Source organism: Candidatus Planktophila vernalis (assembly GCF_002288185.1).
Taxonomy (GTDB): Bacteria; Actinomycetota; Actinomycetes; order Nanopelagicales; family Nanopelagicaceae; genus Planktophila; species Planktophila vernalis.
This window is the reverse complement of the sequence record NZ_CP016776.1, coordinates 203,176-227,372: the sequence shown is the minus strand read 5'-3', so window position 1 is coordinate 227,372 and position 24,197 is coordinate 203,176. Positions and strand designations below refer to the sequence as shown.

Sequence of the window (24,197 nt, the reverse complement as noted above, 5' to 3'; positions counted from 1 at the left end):
TACTACCCTCGATGTATTACTGGAGATTATCCTCCGTAGTACTTCAACTGTGGAGCGCTATAGCCACGATCGTAAGTCATATTTCCTGCCTTACGAATCTTGGTGAGCATTGGACCTCCTGAGAGGTTCTTACCATTATCAGCAGCATAAGCAAGTAGTTCTGCTACTGCCATGTACTGAGATGTGGTGAAGTTACAGTGGTTAGTACCAGATGCAGCTGGAACAGATGTATCTGGTGCTCCAGCAGCTGTGTACTTGCTGTACTTCGCACTTGGGAAGTTCCAGAGGACGAGCTGGTTGTTAGCAGGACGCTTGCGATCTCCTGCCTTTCTTGCAGCTACCCACTTGTCTGCCCAATACGTTGCATACTTATCAACAACTGACTGTTGGTTTCCAGCAGTAGTTATTGGATCAGCAGTGCCCGTTAAGAGAATGGTTGGAATATCAACCTTTCCAGAATGGGAACCAAGTGTCTTCAACTTCGCCACTGCAGCTGGACTTGCCTTAGCGCGTGGTGATGCAGCAAGAACACTGAGAAGTCCACCTGTTCCTGAGTTACCAGAAAGTGCTGAAGCCCAGATGAATTGTTCTTCTGCAATACGTGCTGCATAGTCAGTAGCGGTGTTATCAAATATTGCACCACCAGCTTGTAGCTCAAGATCATGCGTTGCAAGAACTGCAAGTGCTGCAGCGTTTGCTACGTTCTCAAGAGCTGCGAACGCAGGGTTAATTGCAACCTGGAACGACAGCGTGTTTGAAGCCGGCAAACCAGCAGGTGCTGAAGTTGAATCAAAGTGTGCAGATTGCATTGGAATTCCAGACATCAACGCAACCATTACAAGTGCGCTTCGTGAAGGAATTCCCTTGATTGCATCTGGAACCTTTGATGTTGCTGGCCAAGCTGGAGTGCTTGGGTTGGCTGCAAAAGCTGCCTGCAATGTTCCGATAACTGTGAAGACCTTTACTAGGTCGCCCATCGCCTCGGCATAACCTGCAGTTCCAGCTGAGTAATTACCGCCCTTAATTGTTGGATCAAAGAAAGTCTTCAATCCCCAGAGGGCATCTCCTGCCATTGTCATAAGCGGAGTCACATCGCTAGCCATACATAGTGGTGCTGCAGCACTGAAGAGATCTGAATGCTTCTCTGCGAGCGCTTGAGTAATGAAACCACCAAGTGATTCACCCCATGCAACAACTTTTGTGGTCTTTGTAAACTGCTTCTTGAACAGTCCTACAAGTTCAACGTTGGTTTTGATAGCTGAATCTGCATTCCAACCTTGGCGTGCAAATCCTGAACCGACAACGCCATATCCCTTAGCCAAAAGCGCACCAATTACAGTTTCGTTTGGACCAGGTTGAGGCGTATTGGTAACTGTGTATCCACCGTATCCAGGAATTCCAGCAGGAACTGGAACGTTTGGACGATATCCATGTGAATAGAGATAGACAGTTCCGTTGAAGTTTGCAGGAACCATCATTGCGTACGGTGCACCATCAGATGTCGCACCACCACATGTCTGAACTGGACTCTTGCCATCACAAGCAGGAGCTGCTTGTGCGACCGTTGGAATTGAGACGATGGTAATTGAGAGCAGTGATGTAACTGCTATGAGCGTTAAGGAACGCTTGAATTTAAAGTTTCTCATGAGTTACTTGGTAATCCTCTCGCTGGCATTGCAGGACGTTTGAAGGTGGATACCACAACTGGACCAGAGCCACTATCAGTGGTGTAAAGAGTTACTTTTCCACCGAATGGCTTTCTATCTCCGTTGGCATCCATAACTGCCATGTAGTAACCGGTATGACCAACGTTGCTGGTCTTTGAAAACCCGAGAGGAGAGTAGGCAACAGATGCAAAGGTTGAACCCTTGGCTTCCATAGCGCTTATCAATTTCTTACGGGTTGGGCTTGAACCTGCAGCCCGTAGACCTTGAACAGTCATGAGGGCGATGTTCATACCTTGAAGTACATAGTCATCAAATGCAGTACCAGTGTTGTACTTGGTATTGACCTCTTGGAACTGCTTGACGTACTCATCGCTAGTGTCATTTGGTGATGGATTACCAGCTGGAGTCTGTGCGCCATTGAGAACTGCTAGAGGAACACCAAGTGCTCGAAGAGTTAATGGGTCTGCACCAACTGATCCAAGGATCCACTGTGGTGCGTACTTAGCTGCTGCAGCTACTGCAAGTAGCGGAGCTGTTGCTGAAGTTACGCCAAAGAAGACAACTACTTGAGCTCCACCTGCTGCAAGCTGGGAGACCCAGGTCTGTGCAGTTGCTGCGCTCTGAGTACCAGATGTGTAAGCCACGCTTACATCAAATTTGGTACCAGCTGCCTTAAATGCGCCCATTCCATCAATTCCGAATTCATCGTTCTGATAAACAATGCCGAGTTTCTTTCCAGCATGATTCTCTTTGAGGAATTTCGCGATGATCTTTGCTTCCATTGCGTAGGAAGGAAGAACCATGAAAGAGGTTGGATAGGTTTTCTTATTTGCAAATCCACTAAATCCAGTGTTGAGGAAAAGACTTGGAACGCCGCGCTTGGCAATGCCTACAGACTTATGTACTGATGTGTAGTTTGCAGTTCCAAGTGGGCCGACTAGTGCAAAAACTTTATCCTTTAAAATTAATTCATTTGTCTTAGCAATCGACAATTGAGGAGAGTACTCATCATTTTTTTGGATGAGCGTGATCTTGCGGCCATAGACTCCACCGTTGTCATTGACATACTTGAAGTAGGCGTTCATAGCATTGCCGATCTTGTTATAGCCTGGCGATGCTGCTCCAGTAAGAGGAAGAGTGATACCGAGCTTGATCTCGCTGCTGCTCACTCCTGTCTCTGCGTGTGCTGGGAGCGCTGTTGCAAATAGGCTGCCAACTGCGAGCACCGTGGCTGCAAGCCAGGTCCCCTTTGCACGAGTCTTTCTGATCATTGTTTTCCTTCCATCGAGGGTTGTTAAACTTCTCGTAATCTACTAGTTACCCACTAGTAATTTAAGGCACTCACGCTTTTTTATGGTGTCGGCTTTTGAGCTTCTCGCCTGGACCATTGGGGGTAAAAATCACTGAAAGGATGAGTAAAACGCTCACAATCAGACCTGGGAGATAGTTGTTTAAGTTCTCATCACCCCCCCATCTGGTGGCCAGAACATCTGCGACCTCAGGAATTGCAACCAGGATCAACGCTCCAAAGACCACACCCGGCAGACTAGAAACACCCGCGAGCACCGCCCCGGTAACCAGTGCAAATGAGAGAGCGAGTGTGTAGGCACCTGGGGCGACCAGACTTATCGTCATCGCCATCACCGCTCCAGCAAGTCCTGCAATAGCTGAGCTGATGGTGAAGGCCAGAATCTTCATCCGCCCTGCATGAACCCCCGATAGTTCGGCGGCTAAAGAGTTACTGCGGATCGCGCGCCAAGTTCTTCCGTAGCGCGATTGAAGGATATTGGAAGTGATAAACAAAGAGAGCAGGGCTATAAAGGTTGCGATCCAGAAGAACCACTTGTATTGAGTGAACTCTTCGCCAAACCTTTCCGGAGGAAAACCAACATCAAAGAGAAGCCCAGGCACTCCTCCAAGAAAATTAAATTGATTGGCAATTTCTGGAAGACCCACAGCTAGAGCCAACGTAGTTCCCGCCAGATATGGTCCGGATAATCGGGCAGCTGCTAAACCAAGGAAAGCACCAAAGAGAGCTGAGACAACAACTGCCATCACAAATGCAAACCAAACTGGACTGCCTAGGTTATTAAGAGTCAGTGCAGCGGAATAACCACCAACAGCCATCATCGCGCCATTGCCAAGTGAAACTTGGCCAGAGTAACCAGTGAGTAAAACTATTGATGAGAGAGCAATCGCATACATCGCAATCTGCGCTCCTTGGTAAACACGAAGTTCATCTACGCGATCACCGATTAAAAGCAAGATCCAACCAAGGAGAATGAAGAGAGCTAATTTCTTACGCACGGCGCGCCCTGCCTTTCGCCATTATTCCATCTGGCTTAACAAGTAGCACCACGATGAGAACTACGAATCCACCAATAAAGACCAAAGACGTACCGACGTAGTTCAAAATAAAAGTCAGAGCAATTCCAAGAATTAAGGCTCCAACAACAGAGCCGACCATACTTTCAAGTCCGCCAATAACCGCTGCAATAAATCCAAAGACTAGTAATAGATCTAGCGAATAAGGTGAAAGGAAGTTAGAAGCAGTATTTAACATTCCAGCGACTCCACCAACTCCTCCAGCAATTGCCCAACCAATAGTCCTTGTTCGCGCAGTTCTAATACCAGCTAACTGCGCAATCTCTGGTGCATAAGCAGATGCACGCAAAGATAGGCCCAGATTCGTGCGTTGAAATATGATCGCTAGAGCAATGAGAATAATGAAAACCGTCACGATGATCAAAAGATTTAAGGGCGAGAATGGGATTGTCGTTTCGCCTATGGTGAAACCATCTGTGGATGCTGGCGCTTTAATTGATTTGAACTCTCCGCCCCAGACCAATCCCACAATGCTTCTAACTAATCCGAGTAAGCCCAGCGTGGCAATTACTGGAGCAACTACAGCAGCAGGGCCTGAAACAGCGTGCTTGAATAAAACTCGCATGAAGAAATAATCCACGCCAGCTCCCAATAGAGCACCGGCAGCGATTGCAAATAATAAGCCAAGCCAGAATATTTCAGTTCGGGTAGCTATCTCAAAACCTATATATGTGGAGAGCATCGCCTGGCCTGCTTGTGCAAAATTGACTACACGGGTCGATCTCCAGACCAGTACGAGAGCAATTGACATGAGGGCATAAATAGAACCGGTCGATAGTCCTATAAGAAAGGTCTCTAATATTTTTTGCATCAATACCCCAAATATGCCGCGCGCACGGCAGGATCATCAATCAGCACTTGAGCATGGTTCATTGCAACAACTTTTCCAAGATTGAGAACAATTCCAAGGTCTGCAATCTTTAATGCACCCATTGCGTTTTGTTCTACTAACAAAACCGTTAAATTCATTGAGGTTGTTAAGTCACGAATTGTTTGGAAGATCTGCTCAATAACGAGCGGTGCAAGACCCAGGGATGGTTCATCTAAGAGAAGCAACTGTGGCTTAGACATAATTGCACGACCGATGGCAAGCATCTGTCGTTCACCGCCAGATAAAGTATCGGCACGCTGTTGTAAGCGCTCACCTAAACGAGGAAAAATTGAAACAACCTGATCAATAGATTCTTTTGACTCTTTAGCATTGCGGCGCCAAATCGCACCTAGCTCTAAGTTCTCACGAACTGTTAACTCTGGGATAACAGATTTGCCTTCAGAGACATGTGAAATACCTCGGCGAACTAAAGTTTCCGGTTTAATCCCAGCAATCTTTTCACCCTTCCACATAATGGAGCCATTGGTTGGTGTTTTAAGGCCAGAGAGAGTGCGCAGCAAAGTGGTTTTGCCCGCTCCATTAGCCCCAATAATTGCCGCTAGTTTGCCCGTTGGCACAGCTATTGAAACCTGGCTCACTGCGCATATCGCACCATGGTGAACAGTTAAGTTGGAAACATTCAGGCTCATTTAGCACCTGTTCCCAGATAGGCAGCCATCACTGCTGGATCACGGCGCACTGTCTCAGCGTTTCCACTGGCAATAACTTCACCAAAGTTAAGAACATATAGCTTGCTACACACCGACATAACAACATCCATGTGGTGTTCGATGAGTAGTACTGACATAGAGGCACTTAAATTTCGAATTAAAAGGTTCATCCATTCAATATCTTGTGAACCTAAGCCACCGGCAGGTTCATCCAACATCAAAATCTTTGGTTCACTTACTAGTGCACGGGCAATTGCAACGCGCTTTGTATCAGGATATGACAATGTATCGGCGCGTCGATTAGCTAAGCCACCTGCATACACACGCTCTAGCGCACTAAATGATTTTGTGCGAATCTCTTTTTCATCTTTGCCGCTGCGCCCTAACGCTGCAGAAAGTAATCCTGAATTTGCAAGGTGGTGCGCACCAACCATCACATTTTCAAGAACAGTCAAATCTCCAAATAGTCCAACACCTTGCAATGTTCGAGAGATACCCAAATCAACTAAATTCGAAGTACGTGGGAAATCATGGTCTTTTCCATCTAAGAATAACTTTCCAGAATCTGGCTTTACTAAACCACAGAGTGCATTAAATAAAGTTGTCTTGCCGGCGCCATTGGGACCAATTAATCCAACAACCTCGTTCTTACCAATCTCTAAATAGACATCATTGAGAGCGCGAAGTCCACCGAAGGAGACGTTGACACCTTCGACACGCAGCGCTGCATTATTAGTAGACATGAGGTGCGTATATTCTAGGCACTCGGGGACCAATTCTTGTCACGATTTCATAATTAATTGATAACGAAGCGTTACCCCAATCATCGGCGGTGTATTCACCGTGAGAACCATCGCCAAAAACAACCACCCAATCACCTGAATTGGCGGTAGAGCTCACCCCTAAATCAACTACAAATTGATCCATAGAAACTCGCCCAATTATTGGAGATCTCTTGCCGTCAATAAATACGCCTGCACCTTGTGCAATACGTGGAATTCCATCGGCATAACCCATTGCAACCACGCCAATTTTTGTCTCTTTTTCTGTGACTGCAGTAGCACCATATCCAACTGGAGAACCCGCAGGAACTTTTTTTACTAAATGTAATTTAGCTCGAAGTTGCATGACTGGCTTTAAACCCAATTTCTTACTATCCCCCATAGCTTTAACATCTGGGCTCAACCCATACATCGCAATACCTGTGCGCACCATGTCAAAGGTGGAATCACTATCTAACAAAGTAGCCGCTGAGTTAGATAGATGTTTGATGAGTGGATTGATCCCAACCGCCTTTAGCTGCTCAATCTTTTTCTTAAATTCTGTGAGTTGATCAAGGTTTTGTTGTTGACCCGCTTCATCGGCTCGTGCAAAGTGCGAGAAAATTCCCACAACTTCTACTTTAGAAAAGTCTGCTTTGAGTAGTTCGTCCCACTCATCTAGAAAACCACCACGTGTCATTCCTGTGTCGACTTCAATATGAATGCGTGGTTTATTCGGTAGTTGAGAAATTTCCTTTAAGGTCCCAAGGGATGCCACTGCAACATCGATGTCATGTTTTGCAGCCGAATCGAAATCTGATCCTGGTGGAACCAACCAAGCCAATATAGGAATGCGCACACCATGGGCGCGAAGTGAGATTGCCTCTTCTAGTAAGGCCACTCCTAACCAGTCAGCACCACTTTTCTCAGCAGCTAAGCCGATTTCAACTAACCCATGTCCATATGCATCGGCTTTAACAACTGCCAAGAGATCCACTTGAGATGTAGCTTTTAGAATTGAAATATTTGAAGCAAGAGCGAATAGGTCAATACGAGCTTCAGCGCGATGTTGCATTACGTGCGCTCCACAATCACCATGGCTGATGCGATACCGGCATCATGAGAAAGAGAAAGGTGGACATCAGCTCCATCAACTAAATCAGCGATTTCACCGCGAAAGAGAAAGACTGGCTTTCCATTCTCTAAATTAACCACTTCAGCCTCATGCCAGCTCAAGCCTTTGCCAGCACTCAAAGCCTTAGCAAGAGCTTCTTTTGCTGCAAAGCGGGCAGCGAGTGAGTGGATGGGCTTAGTTCGTTCATTGCTTGTAAAGAGTTTTTCAAGTAATCCAGGCGTGCGTTCTAATGAGGATTTAAATCGCTCGATATCAACGACATCAATGCCGATTCCATCAATCATGTCGTGAAGTCTAGTGCAGTTGGCTCTTTGAGGGAACGTAGCGATCTACGGCAATGACTGCCACTAGCAAAGCGCTTCCGACAAATAGGCCCCCTAATAAATCAGTGAACCAGTGGGTATGGCGAATAAGTGAAACAACGCAAACAGTTAATGAAATTGCCGCAACTCCAGCACTTGCAAGGCGGCCTTGATATCGATCAACTTTCGCATATCTATAAATCAAGTAAGCCAATATTCCCCACGATAAGACAGCATTTGATGCATGCCCACTTGGATACGACATTCCACCGGCATGTAATAAATCGAATCCATCGCGCGGCTTTGTTCTTCCTAGGAATAACTTAAATGTTCCAACAACTAAATTCAGTAGTATCAATGAGAGAAAAGCTAAATTGAGTGGCCGCCAGGTTTTAAACTTATAAGCAATAAATGAAGCCGCCAGGATTAAAACAGTTGCAGTCAATCCACGAAGTCCTAAATCATCTAACCTGCGAAGTAGAAATCCAGCAAGACCTTCAAACTGTGGTTTGGGATCACTATTAATCTTCTTGTCGTATTCGACTAATGGACCAAAGGTGAGTACTTGCTGTGTAACTAAGAGAAAGCCAGTGAATAGCAGTAAAGACCAGCGCAATGCGCGATCCATCTGCTTTCTGCGAAGTTGAGTTTCTGTTTGCATTTATTCAACTGTAACTGATTTTGCCAAGTTTCTAGGTTGGTCAACATCATTGCCTCGTGCAACAGCCATCTCATATGCAAAGACTTGCAAAGGCACTGTTGCTAATACTGGCTGGAATAGAGCTGGGACTACTGGAATGCGAATTATGTGCTCTGCGCCCTCAACATGTGCGCCTTCTTCAGCGATAACAATGACACGAGCACCACGAGCTTTGACCTCTTGGATATTACTGAGCATCTTTTCATCAAGTGCGTGTTCATGTCCTGCAGGCAAGATTGCAATTACTGGTGTTCCTTTATCAATGAGAGCAATCGGACCATGCTTGAGCTCTCCCCCAGCAAATCCCTCGGCGTGAATGTAAGCAAGCTCTTTGAGCTTCAACGCACCTTCGAGTGCAACTGGGTATCCAATATTTCTACCTAAAAACAAAACAATGTTATTTTCAGCAAAGCTGCGAGTCAGTGCACGCAATGGCTCTACGGTCTCAAGAATCTGTTCAATCTTTCCTGGAAGTTCCAAAAGCTCTTTATACAAACTCTCTACTTCAGCATCTTTAAGCGCTCCATTTACTTGGGCTAAGTGAAGTCCAATTAAGTAAACGGCCACCATCTGCGTCAGCAATGCCTTTGTAGAAGCAACTGCGATTTCAGGACCAGCGTGCGTATAAAGAACTGCGTCTGATTCACGTGGAATTGTTGAAGAGTTTGTATTACAAATTGCTAATACTCGACCACCAGCAGCTTTTGCATGGCGAACAGCCATCAAAGTATCCATCGTTTCACCTGATTGTGAAATAGCGATGACTAATGTTCCTGCATCAATAATCGGATCGCGATATCTAAATTCACTGGCAATCTCAACATCTACTGGAATCTTTGCCCACTTTTCAATTGCATACTTTGCAACTAGACCTGCGTGATAGGCAGTTCCACAAGCGATGACAGTAATCTTCTTTAGCGCTCGGATCTCATCAGCGCTCATGCGCAGCTCATCTAGAACAATCTGCTTGTTATCGCTCAAACGGCCAATCAAAGTATCTGCAACTGCCTTTGGTTGTTCAAAGATTTCCTTGAGCATGAAGTGCGTAAAACCACCCTTTTGGGCAGCACTTGCATCCCAAGTAATTTGATACTCCTTTGGTGCAACTGCTTTGCCATCTAGATCAGTAATTTTCACTGACGTTGGAGTCATTGTGACTACTTCATCTTGGCCAAGTTCAATTGCGCACTTGGTGTAATCGATAAAGGCTGCAACATCAGAGGCCATGAAGTTCTCGCCATTACCCAAACCAACAACTAAAGGTGAGTTTCTGCGAACACCAACTACAACCTCTGGTGCATCCCCATGAATTGCAAGGAGCGTAAATGAGCCTCGCAAGGCTTTAACTGCTTCACGCATTGCAGCAGATAAATCTCCATTGTGTTTTTTGCGCAGGTCACTGAGAAGATGTGCAACTGACTCAGTATCAGTTTCTGAAGAAAACTTATGTCCGCGAGCCTCTAACTCTTTTCGAAGTTCTGAATAGTTCTCAATAATTCCATTATGGATAACAGCTAACTTGCCTTCGTTATCAACATGAGGATGGGCATTGCCATCAGTTGGTCCGCCGTGTGTTGCCCAGCGTGTGTGACCAATTCCAGAGTGAACTACTGGAAGAGATGAATCTAAAGATCCTTCAAGATTTGAAAGCTTTCCAGCTTTCTTTTCAATAAAGAGTTTGCCCTGTGTTCCAAGTGCAATTCCTGCTGAGTCATAGCCGCGGTATTCAAGGCGGCGTAAACCTTCGATTAGAGGCGTTGCTGCAGATTGTGGCCCGCTGTAACCCACAATTCCGCACATAGATTCTTACCCCAGTTCGCTTTTGACGATATCTGCAAGTCCTCTTGCAACTTCATGAGCAAGGCTATCACTGGCAGCTTCCACCATGACTCTTACCAATGGCTCTGTGCCAGAGGCTCGCAATAACACGCGACCACTATCAGCCAAACGTGCTTCAGCAGATTTAACTGCTGCTGTTATTGCTGCAGAATCTGCCAACTTATCTTTCTTAACATCTTTAACATTGATTAATACTTGCGGAAAGCGCACCATAGTTGCTGCTAGCTCCTGCAAGGTTTTACCCGTGCGAACTACCTCTTGCAACAGTTGCAACGCAGTCAATACTCCGTCTCCTGTATTTGCAAGATCACGCATGATGACATGGCCCGATTGTTCCCCGCCCAATGAATAATCATTAGCAATCATGTTTTCAAGAACGTAGCGATCTCCAACCGGAGTTGTAACGACATCAATTCCAGCATCTTTCATCGCATGCATGAAACCAAGATTGCTCATCACTGTGCCAACAACTGTGTTGCTCTTTAACTTGCCGCGAGCCTTAAAGCCGCGAGCTAACAAAGTCAGAATATGATCGCCATCAATTTCATTTCCAGCTGCATCAATTGCTAAGCAACGATCAGCATCACCATCATGGGCGATACCAACATCGGCACCTTCTTTAAGAACTGCAGCACGTAGTTGGTGAAGGTGGGTAGAACCACAATCCTCATTAATGTTCCAACCATCTGGCTGATTAAAGATGGCAACCACTTCAGCGCCTGCTCTGCGATATGCCTCAGGTGCAACAAAGGATGATGCACCGTTTGCACAATCCACGACAATCTTCAAACCTTTAAGGGGTGTTTCAACTGATGAGAGTAAATGCTTGAGATATCGCTCAGTAGCGCTGTCATCATTGATTGCACGGCCCACATTTTTACCTGTTGGACGTTCCCAATCTTCACCCATGCGCGCTTCAATACGAGCTTCAATAGCATCATCTAACTTGCCACCACCGCGAGCAAATAACTTAATTCCATTATCTGGCATTGGATTATGTGAGGCACTGATCATCACACCCAGGTCTGCTTTTGATTCAGCAACAAGATGTGCAATTGCAGGTGTGGGTAATACGCCAACGCGATAAACATTGATTCCAGCACTTGTTAAACCAGCAACAACAGCTGCTTCTAAGAACTCCCCTGAAGCACGTGAATCTTGACCCACAATTGCCGTTGGGCGATGGTCCTTATTTGATGAGCTTTCTACCAATATATGAGCAGCTGCAACAGAGACATCTAAGGCAAGTTCTGCAGTTAAATCACGATTGGCTAAGCCACGAATTCCATCAGTACCAAAGAGCGCCATTGGAACTCCTTTGCTAGAAAAAGTGAATTAACGCTTGCTGTATTGAGAACGCTTACGTGCCTTCTTCAGACCGTACTTCTTGCGCTCGATAACACGTGCATCACGTGAAAGGAATCCAGCTTTTTTGAGTGCTGGACGGTTTGCTTCTTCATCAATCTGGTTAAGTGAACGTGCAACGCCTAGACGTAGTGCACCAGCTTGACCAGAAACTCCGCCACCATTGATACGGGCGAAGACATCGTATGAATTCTCTGCACCAACTGTGCGGAATGGTTCTGACACTAATTGTTGGTGAACTTTATTTGGGAAATAGTTTTCAAGAGTCTTTCCATTAACAACCCACTTGCCGCTTCCTGGAACTAAGCGAACACGTGCAACTGCCTCTTTACGACGACCTGTTCCGCGACCTGGAGCCTTGATAGCTGGGCGGTTAGTTGCTGGTGCTGGAGTTGAAGAAGAGTATGAAGTAGGAACTTCGGCCTCATCGAGATCGAAAGCTGTTGTGTTCTCTGACATTGTCATCCCTTACTTCACGATTTGTGAAACTTGATCGAATACATATGGTGTTGGTGCTTGTGCTGCATGTGGGTGATTTGGTCCCGCATAAACCTTTAGCTTTGAAGCAATATCCTTACCAAGACGGTTCTTAGGAATCATTCCCTTAATCGCCTTTTCAACTGCGCGAGTTGGGTGCTTCTCAAGAAGTTCGCCGTACACAGTTGAAGTTAAACCGCCTGGGAAACCTGAGTGATGGTGAGCCCACTTCTGCTTTGACTTGTTACCAGAGAGTGCAATCTTTTCTGCATTGATAACGATGACGAAGTCACCCATGTCCATGTGTGGTGCAAAAGTTGGCTTGTGCTTTCCACGAAGTAGAACGGCAGCATGTGTTGCAAGACGGCCCAAGACCACATCTTGTGCATCGATGATGTGCCACTTACGGACTGCATCACCAGCTTTTGGACTGTATGTACGCACGCTTTTGCCTACCTTCTCACTCGTTGATTACTGCCAAGCCCGTTTAAGGGCAGAGGATTAGGGTACCCGTGCAGCGCGAATGGGTCAAAATGGCCTCATTCTGAGTAGTCCACCTGGCGCAAAGTCAGGCCCCGGGATGGGAAAACAAGGGAATCTGAGATCCGCTCTTTATTCTCCAAAGTCGCTTGAATCCAATCGGGCCCAAAGCGCCCCTCAGCAACACAAACAGCTGCTCCCACAAGATTTCTCACCATGGAATAACAAAATGAATCAGCAGCTAGTTCAGCGACCAATATTCCTTCACTATTTCGAACCCAATCAAAGCGCACAAGATTTCGAATGGTTGTGCTGCCTTCACGGAATTTGCAGTAAGCCGCAAAATCATGTTCCCCCACCAATAGAGCACTGGCGGCATTGAGTAGATCAACATCTAGTGTGCGATACCAGGGCGTGATATCAAAGCGATTAATAGGTGGAACGGCTTTATTGCCATCCATAATCTTGTATGTGTAATACCTACGGGTGGCTGAAAAGCGGGCATGAAAAGCCCCCTTCACGACTGCCACATTATTAATCCGAATATCTTCATCCAACATACGATTTAACTTAAAAGCTAAGTCATCAAGGCTTGTGGACTCTGCAACATCAACATGAATAACTTGCCCGATTGCATGAACTCCAGCATCAGTTCTGCCAGCCACAATTGTCTCTACCGGGCTTTGCAAAATAGTTGAAAGTGCGTTCTCGAACTCTTCTTGCACTGTACGGCGATCAGGTTGTTTAGCCCAGCCTGAGTAATTAGTCCCGTCGTACGATAAATCAATCCTTAAACGAAGAAACCCACTCTCTGGGTAGAGAGTGGGTTCCGTCATGAGAATCTATTTCTAAGGTTTTAGACTTAGTTATCTTTCTCAGTTAATACTTCAATTACTGCCATAGGTGCGTTGTCACCCTTGCGAGGACCGACCTTAGTAATGCGTGTGTATCCACCATTACGTGCAGCAAAGCGTGGACCGATTACAGTGAAAAGAGTGTGTACAACGCTCTTATTTGAAATCTGTGCCATAACTTGGCGACGTGCAGGAAGATCACCTTTCTTAGCGAAAGTAATTAACTTTTCAGCTAATGGACGCAGGCGCTTAGCCTTTGCCTCGGTTGTTGTGATCTTGCCATGCTCGAACAACTGCTCTGCAAGAGTGCGTAGGAGTAAGCGTTCGTGTGATGGGCCTGAACCCAAACGAGGACCTTTACTTGGTTTTGGCATTTCTTTTTCTCCTAGGCCTGATCTGCATCGACGAAGTCATCGTCAACTGCTGCGTTGTAGTTTTGGTGCTTCGTTGGATCAAATCCAGCTGGGCTGTCCTTGAGAGACATTCCCATTGAGACAAGCTTTGCCTTGACCTCATCGATAGATTTTGAACCAAAGTTACGGATATCAAGTAGATCAGCCTCTGAACGACCAACCAACTCACCAACTGTGTGAATGCCTTCGCGCTTCAAGCAGTTGTATGAACGAACTGTTAAATCAAGATCTTCGATTGGAAGAGCAAGATCTGCAGCAAGTGCGGCATCCATAACAGATGGCCCCATCTCAATGCCTTCAGCTTCAAGGTTAAGTTCGCGTGCTAGACCAAATAGTTCAACCAATGTGCGACCAGCTGATGCAACTGCATCGCGTGGCTTCATTGATGACTTAGTTTCTACATCTACAACAAGGCGATCGAAGTCTGTGCGCTGTTCAACGCGAGTTGCTTCTACCTTGTATGTAACCTTCAAAACTGGTGAATAGATTGAGTCAACAGGAATGCGACCGATTTCAGCTCCAGCTTGCTTGTTCTGGACTGCAGTTACATATCCACGACCACGCTCAACAGTAAGTTCGATTTCAAGAGATCCCTTGCCGTTAAGTGTTGCTAAGTGAAGTGATGGGTTATGAACTTCAACGCCAGAAGGAACAGCAATATCAGCACCAGTTACTGGACCGGCACCTGACTTGCGGATGTAAACAACGGCTGGTTCATCGCTATCTGATGAAAATACCAAGTTCTTGATATTCAAAACGATATCGGTGAGATCTTCTTTTACGCCTTCAAGAGTGGTGAACTCATGAAGTGCACCGGCAACGCGGATGCTTGTCACTGCTGCACCTGGAATAGATGAAAGCAATGTACGGCGCATGCTGTTGCCTAGTGTGTAACCGAAGCCTGGCTCCAGCGGTTCAATGATGAACCGTGAGCGATTCTCGGAAATTACTTCTTCACTGAGGGTGGGACGTTGTGCAATTAGCACTGCTGCTCCTCTTCATTCGGGGAAATCCTCTATTTGATTTCCACTTTGGTCGTACTGGTACTGCGTGCATGCCCTTTGCTTGGTAGCTCTGGGCTTTTAAAAATTACTTAGAATAAAGTTCAACGATGAGCTGCTCTTGAACCTGGGTGTCGATGACGGCACGTGCAGGAACTGAGTGAATGATGATTCTCATCTGAGAACCAACAACCTCCATCCATGCAGGAACTGCCTTCTCGCCAAGTTCAGCGCTAGCCACGATGAATGGTGTGAGATCCAATGACTTTGGAAGAACATCAATGATGTCCATCGCAGAGACACGGAATGAAGGAATGTTTACCTTCTTGCCATTAACTAAGAAGTGACCGTGACGTACTAGCTGACGTGCCATGTCGCGGCTCTTTGCAAAGCCTGCACGGAATACAACGTTATCTAGACGAGTTTCAAGAATGACAAGAAGGTTTTCACCAGTCTTGCCCTGCTTGCGGTTAGCTTCTTCGTAATAACCACGGAACTGCTTTTCTAGAACACCGTAAATACGTGCGCACTTTTGCTTTTCGCGCATCTGCATGAGGTATTCAGATTCTTTTGCACGGCCACGGCCATGTTGTCCTGGTGGATATGGACGTGATTCGATAGGACACTTTGGTCCATCGCACTTTGCGCCCTTAAGGAAGAGCTTTACTTTTTCGCGACGGCAACGCTTGCAGTCTGCTCCGGTATAACGAGCCATTTATTCTCTTCCTTCCTTAAACTCGACGTGGTTTACATGGACGGCAACCGTTGTGTGGAGCAGGTGTTACATCAGAGATGGCACCAACTTCCAAACCAGCTGCTTGCAATGAACGGATTGCAGTTTCGCGTCCGGAACCAGGTCCCTTAACGAAGACATCTACCTTCTTTAGGCCATGCTCCTGTGCGCGACGAGCTGCGGCTTCTGCTGCAAGCTGTGCTGCGAAAGGAGTTGACTTACGTGAGCCCTTGTAACCAACCTGGCCAGATGATGACCAAGAGATAACAGCGCCGGTTGGATCAGTAATAGAAATGATTGTGTTGTTGAAAGTGCTCTTAATGAACGCTTTACCAACAGCAACATTCTTCTTTTCCTTCTTACGAATTTTAACTTTGCCCTTAGTTGCTGGGGCAGTCTTAGTTTTAGCTGCGGCCATTACTTAGTCACCTTCTTCTTACCTGCAATTGCCTTACGAGGACCCTTACGTGTGCGCGCATTTGTATGTGTGCGCTGACCACGAACAGGTAGTCCCTTACGGTGACGAATGCCTTGGTAGCTCTGGATTTCAACCTTGCGACGAATGTCGCCGGAAATTTCACGACGAAGGTCACCTTCGATTTTGAAGTTTGCTTCGATGTATTCACGTAGCTTTGCTAGATCTGCTTCTTGCAGGTCCTTCACGCGAATGTCTGGGCTAATCCCAGTTGCTGCTAATGTTTTTTGAGAACGGGTAAGACCCATTCCAAAAATATAAGTGAGTGCGACTTCCAAGCGCTTTTCGCGCGGGAGATCGACACCGACAAGACGTGCCATGTATCTACCTATCTATATCTGGAGGTCCTCCGCAATACTGTTCTCTGGCCTACCAGTCCAGAGGTCTTTTAGTTTCCTAAAAGTCGTATTACGAGTTTGTTAGTGCTTATTTATCCTTGACGTTGCTTGTGACGAAGGTTTTCACAAATGACCATGACGCGACCCTTGCGGCGAATGACTTTGCACTTATCGCAAATCTTCTTAACGCTTGGATTAACCTTCATGTCGTTGTGCTCCTTCGTTACTTGTAACGATAAATAATTCGACCTTTTGTAAGGTCATACGGACTCATTTCCACGATCACACGATCGGCAGGAAGAATGCGAATGTAGTTCTTTCGCATCTTGCCGCTTATGTGAGCGAGGACTTTATGTCCATTTGTTAGCTCCACGCGAAACATTGCATTAGGTAAAGCTTCAGCAACAGTGCCTTCCATTTCGATTGCACCATCTTTACTAGCCAAGCTGTAACCACATTTCTGTTTTGAGCGTGAAACAAGCGAAGTCGTAGTTTAGAGGGCGGGCTCAGATAAGGGAAATCGGCCCAAATGAATTACATGGGTGTAACTCAGGCCACATCTACTCTTTTTTCACGCTGAAAAGCGAGCTACCCAAAAGCACTGCGAGGCCAATAAAGACCGCCCCTGCCCCAGAAGCTGCTGCTGCAATACCGGCTGCGGCCGGTACTAAAAACTGTCCTAATCGATTTCCCATCAAACGGGCCGAGACAGCTAATGCTCGTTCTTCACTTTGAGTCTTTTGCGAAACTAATGACATCGTTAAAGGTTGTCCGATACCAAGTGAAAAGCCTGCAACAAAAACAATTAAACCAAGTGTGAGTGGTGTGTGTGCAAATGCCATTGCAGCACATGAAATAACTGAGATCACCGTGCTCCACCAGAGCAGCTGGAATGTTGTAAATCGCTCACTCAATTTTCCAAGAAAGAGCCTTGAAAGCATTGTCGTGCCTGCACGAATAGCCAGAATCGCACCCACTGCATAAGGCGAGAAGTTATTTTCAGCACCAAATAGCGGCAAGAAAACTACTAAAACATCGGCAGCAGATGAGATTGCAAGAGAGATATAGATAGCTGCAAGGATTCCTGGGCGCTTTACCAGGTTTAAAGCGGTCTTATATGTTCCTTCAGAGTTTTGCTGTGCAACAACTGTTGGTCGCTCATTTCTCCACCTAATGACAGGAAAGAGCGCAAGAATTGTTAATACAACTCCAAGTAAGAAGGCGTTGGATGTTGATTTAGGAAGATTTCCATTTGATCCAGCAACAACTGCTGCAACTATCGGGCCAAGCATGTGTCCAACAGATGCACTGAAAGTATAGAAACCAAAGTATTTGTCATAGCTCTCGCGCGGTGCACGAAGTGCCACCATGGACTGTCCACCCACCATGCACGCTAAGTGTGCAGTACCTGCACACGCTGCGGCAATTGATAGCCAGAGAATTGAATTAGCACCCATAAGTCCTGCAGAAGTTACCAGCATCGCTAACGTTCCATAGATAATAAACTTAGCTTCACCCATTCGCCCTACCCACTTACCAAATTGGAGTGCGAGTAAAACTGGGAAAAGAGCATAAACCGATGCAATCAAACCAATCTGTGCAGCGTTGGCATCAAGCTCTAACGCTCGATAAGTAATCATCGGACGCAGAACGTAGATAGTTGCTTGAGTGAGGGTGGATGAAATAAGTAAAGGCTTAGCCCAGGGCAAGAGCTTGTCTGAACTCATTTACTTATTAACTGCGAATTTTTTCTTAAAGTTCCACACTAGAGGCCCAATAATCACCAGCAATAAAATGCCGTAGATGATCTTTGGGAATCCGCCAGCAATCAAGATATTCCAATCCCCCTGGCTAATTTGAAGTGCGCGCTTGAATTGCAGTTCAGCTAATGGCCCCAAAATCACACCGATAATCAAAGGCGTAACTGGCACACCAAATCTGCGGAACAAATAGCCAATAAATCCCACAGCCAATGCCACTTGCAGATCAAATGTGGAGTTATTAAGGGCGTAGGCACCCAGTAAGGCAAAGGTAGTAATTCCTGCATATAAGTAATGTGTTGGAATCTTAAGTAACAGCACCCAAAAGCGAATTAAAGGCAGGTTAAGTACTAATAGCAAGGCGTTACCGATAAACAGCGAGGCGATTAATCCCCAGACAATTTCCGGACTAGTCTGGAAAAGCATTGGTCCTGGTTGAATATTAAAGGACTGGAAAGCAACTAAAACAACGGCTGCGGTTGCAGAAGTTGGTAAACCTAGAGCAAGCATTGGAACTAACACGCCTGCAGCATTTGCATTATTTGCAGCCTCTGGGCCAGCAACGCCTTCAATTGCACCTTTACCAAACTCATCTTTGTTTTTAGACAAAGATTTTTCAACGCCATAACTTAAAAATGTTGGTACTTCAGAGCCACCCGCTGGAATAACTCCCAGTGGGAAACCAATTGCAGTTCCACGTAGCCATGGTTTCCATGAGCGACGGAAATCTTCTCGCGTCATCCAGGCTTTGCCTTTCATCTCAAGGACTTCAGTGCGCACTAATGTGTGACGGCTTGCAAGATAGAGCGCTTCACCTAATGCAAAAATTGCCACAATGACTGTAACTGTTTCAATTCCATCAATGGCATTCATATTGCCAAAAGTTAATCGCAGTGCACCAGATTGAAGATCAGCACCGATAAGACCAATAACTAATCCCACAGAGAGTGCGACTAAGCCACGAATTCTTGATGAACCAAGCAGAGTTCCAACTGTTGCAAAAGCCAAAATAATTAGAGATAAATAACCTGCGGGCTGGATAGTGAGTGCAACATCGGCCATCCAGGGAGCGCCAAAAGCCAATAACAGTGTGGCAATTGTTCCAGCTACGAATGATCCAATAGCAGCAGTTGCTAATGCAGCACCAGCACGGCCGGCTTTGGCCATTTTGTTGCCTTCAAGGGCCGTAATCACCGAGCCACTTTCACCCGGAGTATTGAGCAAAATAGATGTAGTTGATCCGCCATACATAGCACCATAGAAAATTGCGGCAAACATAATGAGCGCTGAAGTGGGATTAACTGTTAAACAAACAGGAAGCAGTAAACCAATTGCTAGAGCAGGTCCAATTCCAGGCAATACTCCAACAAGAGTTCCAAGGAATGTTCCTAGAAGTCCAAACATCAAATTTGTTGGGGTGAAGGCGGTTTGGAAACCATCCATCAACATTGCAAAGCTATTACCCATTTCCGAACACTCCTTCGAAGAAGCCTGAAGGAAGGTTGATATTTAGGCCTATTGTGAATGAGAAATAAACAACTAATGCAAAAGCAAGACTAATTCCTAAATCTTTCAGGTATTTTCTTGAGCCAAATCCATAGGCAACTCCAAAGAAACAGACTGTTGCTGCAATTACATAGCCAGCAATTTCAAGCAGAATCACATGGAGAGCAATAGCGGTGGCAATTATTGCCATCGTTTTAAAGTTGGCTCCAAGAAATGGATCACCTGGCTGATCGCCTTCAGGTGTTCCAAGTCGACCCCGCAAAACTTGCATAATCAAACTGAACCCGACTAATGAAGTGAAAGCTGCAACCATGTATGGAAAAGTTTGAGGGCTAACAATTGATGAACCCTGTGGGACATCCATCCGTGATGTATCCCAAGCAACAAATATCCCAAGCAGGAAGAGAGAGCTGGCAAATACCAGCTCCCCCTTAGCCTGCTTAGAGATCTTTAGAATCAATTAGATTCCAAGGCCCTTCATAACTGCATTGATTTCAGGAATGTGCTTCTCAAGGAATGACTTGAAAGCAGTTCCTGCTACGAACTCGTTGTCCCACTTGTTCTTTGTGAGTTCAGCTTTCCATGCTGGTGAAATGTGCATGATGTCAATTACCTTAATGAAGTTGAGGTAATCAGCCTTTGAAAGATCAGCTGGGGCCATGATTCCGCGCCAGTTTCCGTATACAAGGTCGTAACCCTGTGAAACGAAAGTCTTAGCCTTGATACCAGAGATTGTCTTGGCTGATGAAACTCCGAGATAGCGCATCTTTCCTGATGCAACATATGGTGCGAAGTCAAGTGCACCAGAAATACCAACCTGTGTTGCATTACTTAGGAGTGAAGTGATTACTTCTGGTCCACCTGAGTAAACAACGTAGTTCAACTTAGTTGGATCCACGCCAGCCTTTTGTGCAAGTAGACCAATAGTTTGGTGATCTACTCCACCCTTGTTACCACCTGCGATAGCAACCGCATTTGGCTTTGCAACAAGGTCATCCATCAATTGCTTCAATGTGCGGTACTTAGAGGAAGCTGGAACAACGATTCCTTCATACTCGCGCAAGATCTTTGCAATTGGTGTTGAAGCTAAAAGATTAAGTGTTGACTTGTTTGAATAAAGTCCACCAGTCATTGCAATACCAGTGATAATTCCTGCTTCTGGCTTGCCCTTGATTTCCTGGAATGCAGCAAGACCAACAGCTCCACCAGCACCTGGCTTATAAACAGATGTTGTTGCAGTTAGAAGACCTTCTGCTTTAAGAGAGTTTGTGATTGCATCTGCTGTGAGTGAATATCCACCTGGGTTAGCAGGGATTGTCCAGTCAATATTTTTTAGTGGCTTAACATCTGCGTACCACCACTTGTTATCACCCTTGTATGAACCAGTTGGCACAACCATACAAGTTAGATCTGTTCCATCAACTCCACGGCCTGGAGCTTTTTTGCCAGTAGATGCTTTAGTGCAGTCATCACCGATTGTTGCTTTATTAGCCGGCTTGACTGCAGCATTTGCTGGAAACGCCGTTCCTGCTAAAACAGCAACTGCAGTTGCCGCAACAGCGAAACGAATAAAAGAATTCTTTCTCATCGATGAGATCTCCATAATTTCTACCCTCGAGGGTGAAGGTTGAGTAGAAAGTAGTATGAATCCGCACAATTGTTAAGCGTTTGTATGTAACAAAACGATTAATTATTTACATGAGCAGGCTAGATATCTCAATTCCTAGGTGTTCTAGGTCACTCTGACCGCCATCAATGGCTGTGAGCACAAAGGGCTTGCCATCAGGGCAGATGACATAAGAGTGTTCGAAGTGAGCACCTCTAGATGAATCAGTTGAGACAACAGTCCAATCATCTTTTAACACTTTAGTTCGTGCAGATCCGCGGGTAATCATTGGTTCAATTGCAAGAGCTAAACCAGCAACTATCTCTGGTCCTTGTCCTGCGCGACCAAAATTTAATACGTGTGGTTCCTGGTGCATTTCAGTACCAATTCCGTGACCACCATATTCTTGCAAGATTCCATATTTACCTTGAGAATTAATGTATTGCTCAATTGCATAACCAATGTCAGAAAGCTTGGCTCCATGTTTTCCTGCGGCAATCCCCCGCCACATTGATGCTTCACATACATCCATCAACTTTTGATCTTCTGGATTTACTGTTCCAACTCCGATTGTAAAAGCAGCATCTCCATGCCAGCCGTCGACGATTGCTCCACAGTCAATTGAAACTATGTCACCATCATTAATAATTCTTGACCCAGGGATTCCGTGAACAATCTCTTCATTTACTGAAACACAGATTGTGGCTGGGAAGCCGTGATAGCCCTTGAAATTAGATGTCGCCTTACTACGTTTTATATGAGCTTCAGAGATTGCATCCAACGCACTTGTTGTCATACCTGGCTTAACTGCATCACGAATGAGTTGGTGAATCTCAGCCACAACTAATCCGGCACGGCGCATGAGCTTTAATTGCTCAATGTTTTTAATCTGAATTGCCATGTTTACTAGTTTATTCTGAAACGCGGCTTAGCGCCGAAATTGCATGTGCTGTTATGTCTTCAACGCTTCCGAGTGCGCCAACAGTAATAAGTAGGCCCTCATTGCGATAGAAAGAAACGATTGGTGCAGTTTGCTCTTGATAAACCTCTAAACGACGGGCAATAACTTCGGCCTTGTCATCCTCGCGCTGGTAAACATCTCCACCGCATTGTGGACATTTATCGTGTCCAACTGATGGCTGTCCACACTCTTTACATGTGCGACGTGAAGATAATCTGGCAACAATCTCTTCATTTGCTAATGAAAACTCTAGAACTGCATGCAGTGGTGTCTTCTTCTCGGCCAAGATTGCGCGCAAGACTTCAGCTTGTGCAACATTTCGTGGAAAACCATCAAACAAGAATCCATTTGCGACATCATCATGAGTGAGGCGATCTTTCACCATTTCATTTGTTACTGAATCTGGTACTAACTCGCCCTTGTCCATGAAGCCTTTAGCTTGAAGACCTAGAGGTGTTCCTGCCTTTAAATTGGCGCGGAAAATGTCACCGGTGGAAATATGTGGAATTGAATAATGCGCTGCAAGGAATTGTGCTTGTGTTCCTTTTCCAGCGCCTGGTGGACCTACCAGGACAAGACGCATTACTTAAGGAATCCCTCATATGAACGCTGCTGCAACTGTGACTCGATCTGCTTTGCAGTATCAAGACCAACACCCACAACGATCAAGATCGCTGTTCCACCAAATGGGAAGTTCTGTGTTGCACCAAAGAGAACCAAGGCACCGATTGGAATAACGGCGACAAGAGCTAGATACAAAGAACCTGGGGCTGTAATGCGAGAGAGAACATATTGTAGATATTCAGAAGTTGGTCGGCCTGCACGAATACCAGGGATAAATCCGCCGTACTTCTTCATGTTATCTGCAACCTCATCTGGGTTAAATGTGATTGCAACATAGAAGTATGTAAAGAAAATAATGAGTGCTGCATATGTTGCAACATAAATTGGGTGATCTCCTGTAACAAAGTTACGGCTTACCCATACTGCCCATGCTGCCTGGCTATTTGTGAAGTTCACAATCAGCGAAGGAATATAGAGAAGTGATGAAGCGAAAATTACTGGGATAACACCAGCCTGGTTAACCTTGATTGGGATGTATGTGCTTGTTCCACCGTATGCCTGGCGTCCAACCATGCGCTTGGCATATTGGACTGGAATACGCCGCTGAGCTTGCTCAACGAAGACCACCGCTGCAACAACCATGACACCAACAACCATTACGAAGATGAAGGCAAACAAACCCTTTTGTAATCTAATTGACCACAACTGGCTTGGGAATGAGGCAGCAATTGATGTGAAGATCAAGATTGACATACCGTTACCAACACCACGATCAGTGATTAATTCACCCAACCACATGATTACAGATGTTCCTGCAGTCATAACGAAGATCATGGTGACAATACGTTGCCATGAAGTGTCAGGAATGATTGGTAGGTCGCAACCTGCAAGTAGACGTCCTGGTGTACGAGCAACTGCAATCAAACCTGTTGACTGCAAGATTGCAAGACCGATTGTTAAATAACGTGTGTACTGAGTCAGCTTTGCAGTTCCTGATTGTCCTTCTTGCTTAAGTGCTTCAAAGCGAGGAATAACAACTGTTAAAAGCTGAACAATAATTGAGCTGGTGATATAAGGCATGATGCCAAGTGCGAATACAGAGAGCTGAATAAGCGCACCACCGCTAAATAGGTTAATAAGACCAAAGAGTCCACCAGTTTCAACAGTCTTCAAACATTCTTGAACGTTTGTATATGAAACACCTGGTGTTGGAACTACTGAACCAAAACGGAACAGCGCCATAATAGAAAGAGTGAAGAAGATCTTCTTACGTAGATCTGGTGTCCTGAAGGCCATAGCAAATGCTGAAAGCATTGATCTTCTCCTCTTCCCT

The 24,197-nt window shown here is 45.7% G+C and carries 28 protein-coding genes; all 28 read right to left on the bottom strand.

Annotation, left to right across the window (positions count from 1 at the left end):
• Positions 1 to 26 precede the first annotated feature (26 nt).
• Positions 27 to 1,646, bottom strand: a complete 1,620-nt coding sequence (locus tag A7sIIA15_RS01260) for an alpha/beta hydrolase family protein (protein ID WP_095685425.1) — start codon at positions 1,644 to 1,646, stop codon at positions 27 to 29.
• Positions 1,643 to 2,938 carry an ABC transporter substrate-binding protein gene (locus tag A7sIIA15_RS01255; protein WP_095685424.1) on the bottom strand — a complete coding sequence of 432 codons (1,296 nt, stop codon included), beginning with the start codon at positions 2,936 to 2,938 and terminating at the stop codon, positions 1,643 to 1,645. Before A7sIIA15_RS01255 ends, A7sIIA15_RS01260 begins: the two co-directional genes overlap by 4 nt.
• A gap of 70 nt (positions 2,939 to 3,008) precedes the next feature.
• A complete protein-coding gene (locus tag A7sIIA15_RS01250) occupies positions 3,009 to 3,974 on the bottom strand; it encodes a branched-chain amino acid ABC transporter permease (RefSeq protein WP_095685423.1) in 966 nt (321 codons plus the stop codon).
• Positions 3,967 to 4,863 (bottom strand): branched-chain amino acid ABC transporter permease, encoded by an 897-nt coding sequence (locus A7sIIA15_RS01245; protein ID WP_095685422.1) that lies wholly within the window; start codon positions 4,861 to 4,863, stop codon positions 3,967 to 3,969. Before A7sIIA15_RS01245 ends, A7sIIA15_RS01250 begins: the two co-directional genes overlap by 8 nt.
• On the bottom strand, positions 4,863 to 5,573 hold the full coding sequence (locus A7sIIA15_RS01240; protein ID WP_095685421.1) for an ABC transporter ATP-binding protein: 711 nt from the start codon (positions 5,571 to 5,573) through the stop codon (positions 4,863 to 4,865). Before A7sIIA15_RS01240 ends, A7sIIA15_RS01245 begins: the two co-directional genes overlap by 1 nt.
• Positions 5,570 to 6,337 carry an ABC transporter ATP-binding protein gene (locus tag A7sIIA15_RS01235; protein ID WP_095685420.1) on the bottom strand — a complete coding sequence of 256 codons (768 nt, stop codon included), beginning with the start codon at positions 6,335 to 6,337 and terminating at the stop codon, positions 5,570 to 5,572. Before A7sIIA15_RS01235 ends, A7sIIA15_RS01240 begins: the two co-directional genes overlap by 4 nt.
• Positions 6,327 to 7,430: an alanine racemase gene (gene alr / locus A7sIIA15_RS01230; protein ID WP_095685419.1), complete on the bottom strand. Its 1,104-nt coding sequence runs from the start codon at positions 7,428 to 7,430 to the stop codon at positions 6,327 to 6,329. Before alr ends, A7sIIA15_RS01235 begins: the two co-directional genes overlap by 11 nt.
• A complete protein-coding gene (locus A7sIIA15_RS01225) occupies positions 7,430 to 7,774 on the bottom strand; it encodes a holo-ACP synthase (RefSeq protein ID WP_095685418.1) in 345 nt (114 codons plus the stop codon). The genes alr and A7sIIA15_RS01225 overlap by 1 nt, the downstream gene beginning before the upstream one ends.
• 10 nt (positions 7,775 to 7,784) lie before the next feature.
• Positions 7,785 to 8,453, bottom strand: coding sequence for a phosphatase PAP2 family protein (locus A7sIIA15_RS01220; RefSeq protein WP_095685417.1), 669 nt, complete (start codon positions 8,451 to 8,453; stop codon positions 7,785 to 7,787).
• Positions 8,454 to 10,292, bottom strand: coding sequence for a glutamine--fructose-6-phosphate transaminase (isomerizing) (glmS, locus tag A7sIIA15_RS01215; RefSeq protein ID WP_095685416.1), 1,839 nt, complete (start codon positions 10,290 to 10,292; stop codon positions 8,454 to 8,456).
• 6 nt (positions 10,293 to 10,298) lie between these two features.
• A complete protein-coding gene (gene glmM / locus A7sIIA15_RS01210) occupies positions 10,299 to 11,639 on the bottom strand; it encodes a phosphoglucosamine mutase (RefSeq protein WP_095685415.1) in 1,341 nt (446 codons plus the stop codon).
• A 27-nt stretch (positions 11,640 to 11,666) separates the two neighbouring features.
• On the bottom strand, positions 11,667 to 12,155 hold the full coding sequence (rpsI, locus tag A7sIIA15_RS01205) for a 30S ribosomal protein S9 (protein ID WP_018224917.1): 489 nt from the start codon (positions 12,153 to 12,155) through the stop codon (positions 11,667 to 11,669).
• A 9-nt stretch (positions 12,156 to 12,164) separates the two neighbouring features.
• The gene (rplM, locus tag A7sIIA15_RS01200) at positions 12,165 to 12,617 is read right to left on the bottom strand and encodes a 50S ribosomal protein L13 (protein ID WP_095685414.1); all 453 of its coding nucleotides are present in this window, start codon (positions 12,615 to 12,617) and stop codon (positions 12,165 to 12,167) included.
• Positions 12,618 to 12,712: 95 nt separating this feature from the next.
• On the bottom strand, positions 12,713 to 13,489 hold the full coding sequence (gene truA / locus A7sIIA15_RS01195) for a tRNA pseudouridine(38-40) synthase TruA (protein WP_095685413.1): 777 nt from the start codon (positions 13,487 to 13,489) through the stop codon (positions 12,713 to 12,715).
• Between the two features lie 26 nt (positions 13,490 to 13,515).
• The gene (gene rplQ / locus A7sIIA15_RS01190; RefSeq protein ID WP_095657586.1) at positions 13,516 to 13,881 is read right to left on the bottom strand and encodes a 50S ribosomal protein L17; all 366 of its coding nucleotides are present in this window, start codon (positions 13,879 to 13,881) and stop codon (positions 13,516 to 13,518) included.
• An 11-nt stretch (positions 13,882 to 13,892) separates the two neighbouring features.
• A complete protein-coding gene (locus A7sIIA15_RS01185) occupies positions 13,893 to 14,906 on the bottom strand; it encodes a DNA-directed RNA polymerase subunit alpha (protein ID WP_018224913.1) in 1,014 nt (337 codons plus the stop codon).
• Positions 14,907 to 15,009: 103 nt separating this feature from the next.
• Positions 15,010 to 15,636: a 30S ribosomal protein S4 gene (gene rpsD / locus A7sIIA15_RS01180; protein WP_018224912.1), complete on the bottom strand. Its 627-nt coding sequence runs from the start codon at positions 15,634 to 15,636 to the stop codon at positions 15,010 to 15,012.
• 16 nt (positions 15,637 to 15,652) lie between these two features.
• Complete coding sequence (gene rpsK, locus A7sIIA15_RS01175) at positions 15,653 to 16,072, bottom strand: 30S ribosomal protein S11 (RefSeq protein WP_095685412.1); 420 nt, start codon at positions 16,070 to 16,072, stop codon at positions 15,653 to 15,655.
• Complete coding sequence (rpsM, locus tag A7sIIA15_RS01170; protein WP_018224910.1) at positions 16,072 to 16,449, bottom strand: 30S ribosomal protein S13; 378 nt, start codon at positions 16,447 to 16,449, stop codon at positions 16,072 to 16,074. The genes rpsK and rpsM overlap by 1 nt, the downstream gene beginning before the upstream one ends.
• A 110-nt stretch (positions 16,450 to 16,559) precedes the next feature.
• Entirely contained in the window at positions 16,560 to 16,673 is a 114-nt protein-coding gene (gene rpmJ, locus A7sIIA15_RS01165) for a 50S ribosomal protein L36 (protein ID WP_017955275.1), read from the bottom strand.
• 17 nt (positions 16,674 to 16,690) lie between these two features.
• A complete protein-coding gene (gene infA, locus A7sIIA15_RS01160) occupies positions 16,691 to 16,912 on the bottom strand; it encodes a translation initiation factor IF-1 (protein ID WP_018207233.1) in 222 nt (73 codons plus the stop codon).
• A 115-nt stretch (positions 16,913 to 17,027) separates the two neighbouring features.
• On the bottom strand, positions 17,028 to 18,194 hold the full coding sequence (locus tag A7sIIA15_RS01155) for an MFS transporter (protein ID WP_095685411.1): 1,167 nt from the start codon (positions 18,192 to 18,194) through the stop codon (positions 17,028 to 17,030).
• Positions 18,195 to 19,694, bottom strand: a complete 1,500-nt coding sequence (locus A7sIIA15_RS01150; protein ID WP_095685410.1) for a tripartite tricarboxylate transporter permease — start codon at positions 19,692 to 19,694, stop codon at positions 18,195 to 18,197.
• Entirely contained in the window at positions 19,687 to 20,193 is a 507-nt protein-coding gene (locus A7sIIA15_RS01145) for a tripartite tricarboxylate transporter TctB family protein (protein ID WP_095685409.1), read from the bottom strand. The genes A7sIIA15_RS01150 and A7sIIA15_RS01145 overlap by 8 nt, the downstream gene beginning before the upstream one ends.
• On the bottom strand, positions 20,194 to 21,336 hold the full coding sequence (locus A7sIIA15_RS01140) for a Bug family tripartite tricarboxylate transporter substrate binding protein (protein WP_095685408.1): 1,143 nt from the start codon (positions 21,334 to 21,336) through the stop codon (positions 20,194 to 20,196).
• 91 nt (positions 21,337 to 21,427) lie between these two features.
• Entirely contained in the window at positions 21,428 to 22,240 is an 813-nt protein-coding gene (map, locus tag A7sIIA15_RS01135; protein WP_095685407.1) for a type I methionyl aminopeptidase, read from the bottom strand.
• A 10-nt stretch (positions 22,241 to 22,250) separates the two neighbouring features.
• Complete coding sequence (locus tag A7sIIA15_RS01130; protein WP_095685406.1) at positions 22,251 to 22,883, bottom strand: adenylate kinase; 633 nt, start codon at positions 22,881 to 22,883, stop codon at positions 22,251 to 22,253.
• Positions 22,883 to 24,178: a preprotein translocase subunit SecY gene (gene secY, locus A7sIIA15_RS01125; RefSeq protein WP_095685405.1), complete on the bottom strand. Its 1,296-nt coding sequence runs from the start codon at positions 24,176 to 24,178 to the stop codon at positions 22,883 to 22,885. Before secY ends, A7sIIA15_RS01130 begins: the two co-directional genes overlap by 1 nt.
• Between the last annotated feature and the right edge of the window lie 19 nt (positions 24,179 to 24,197).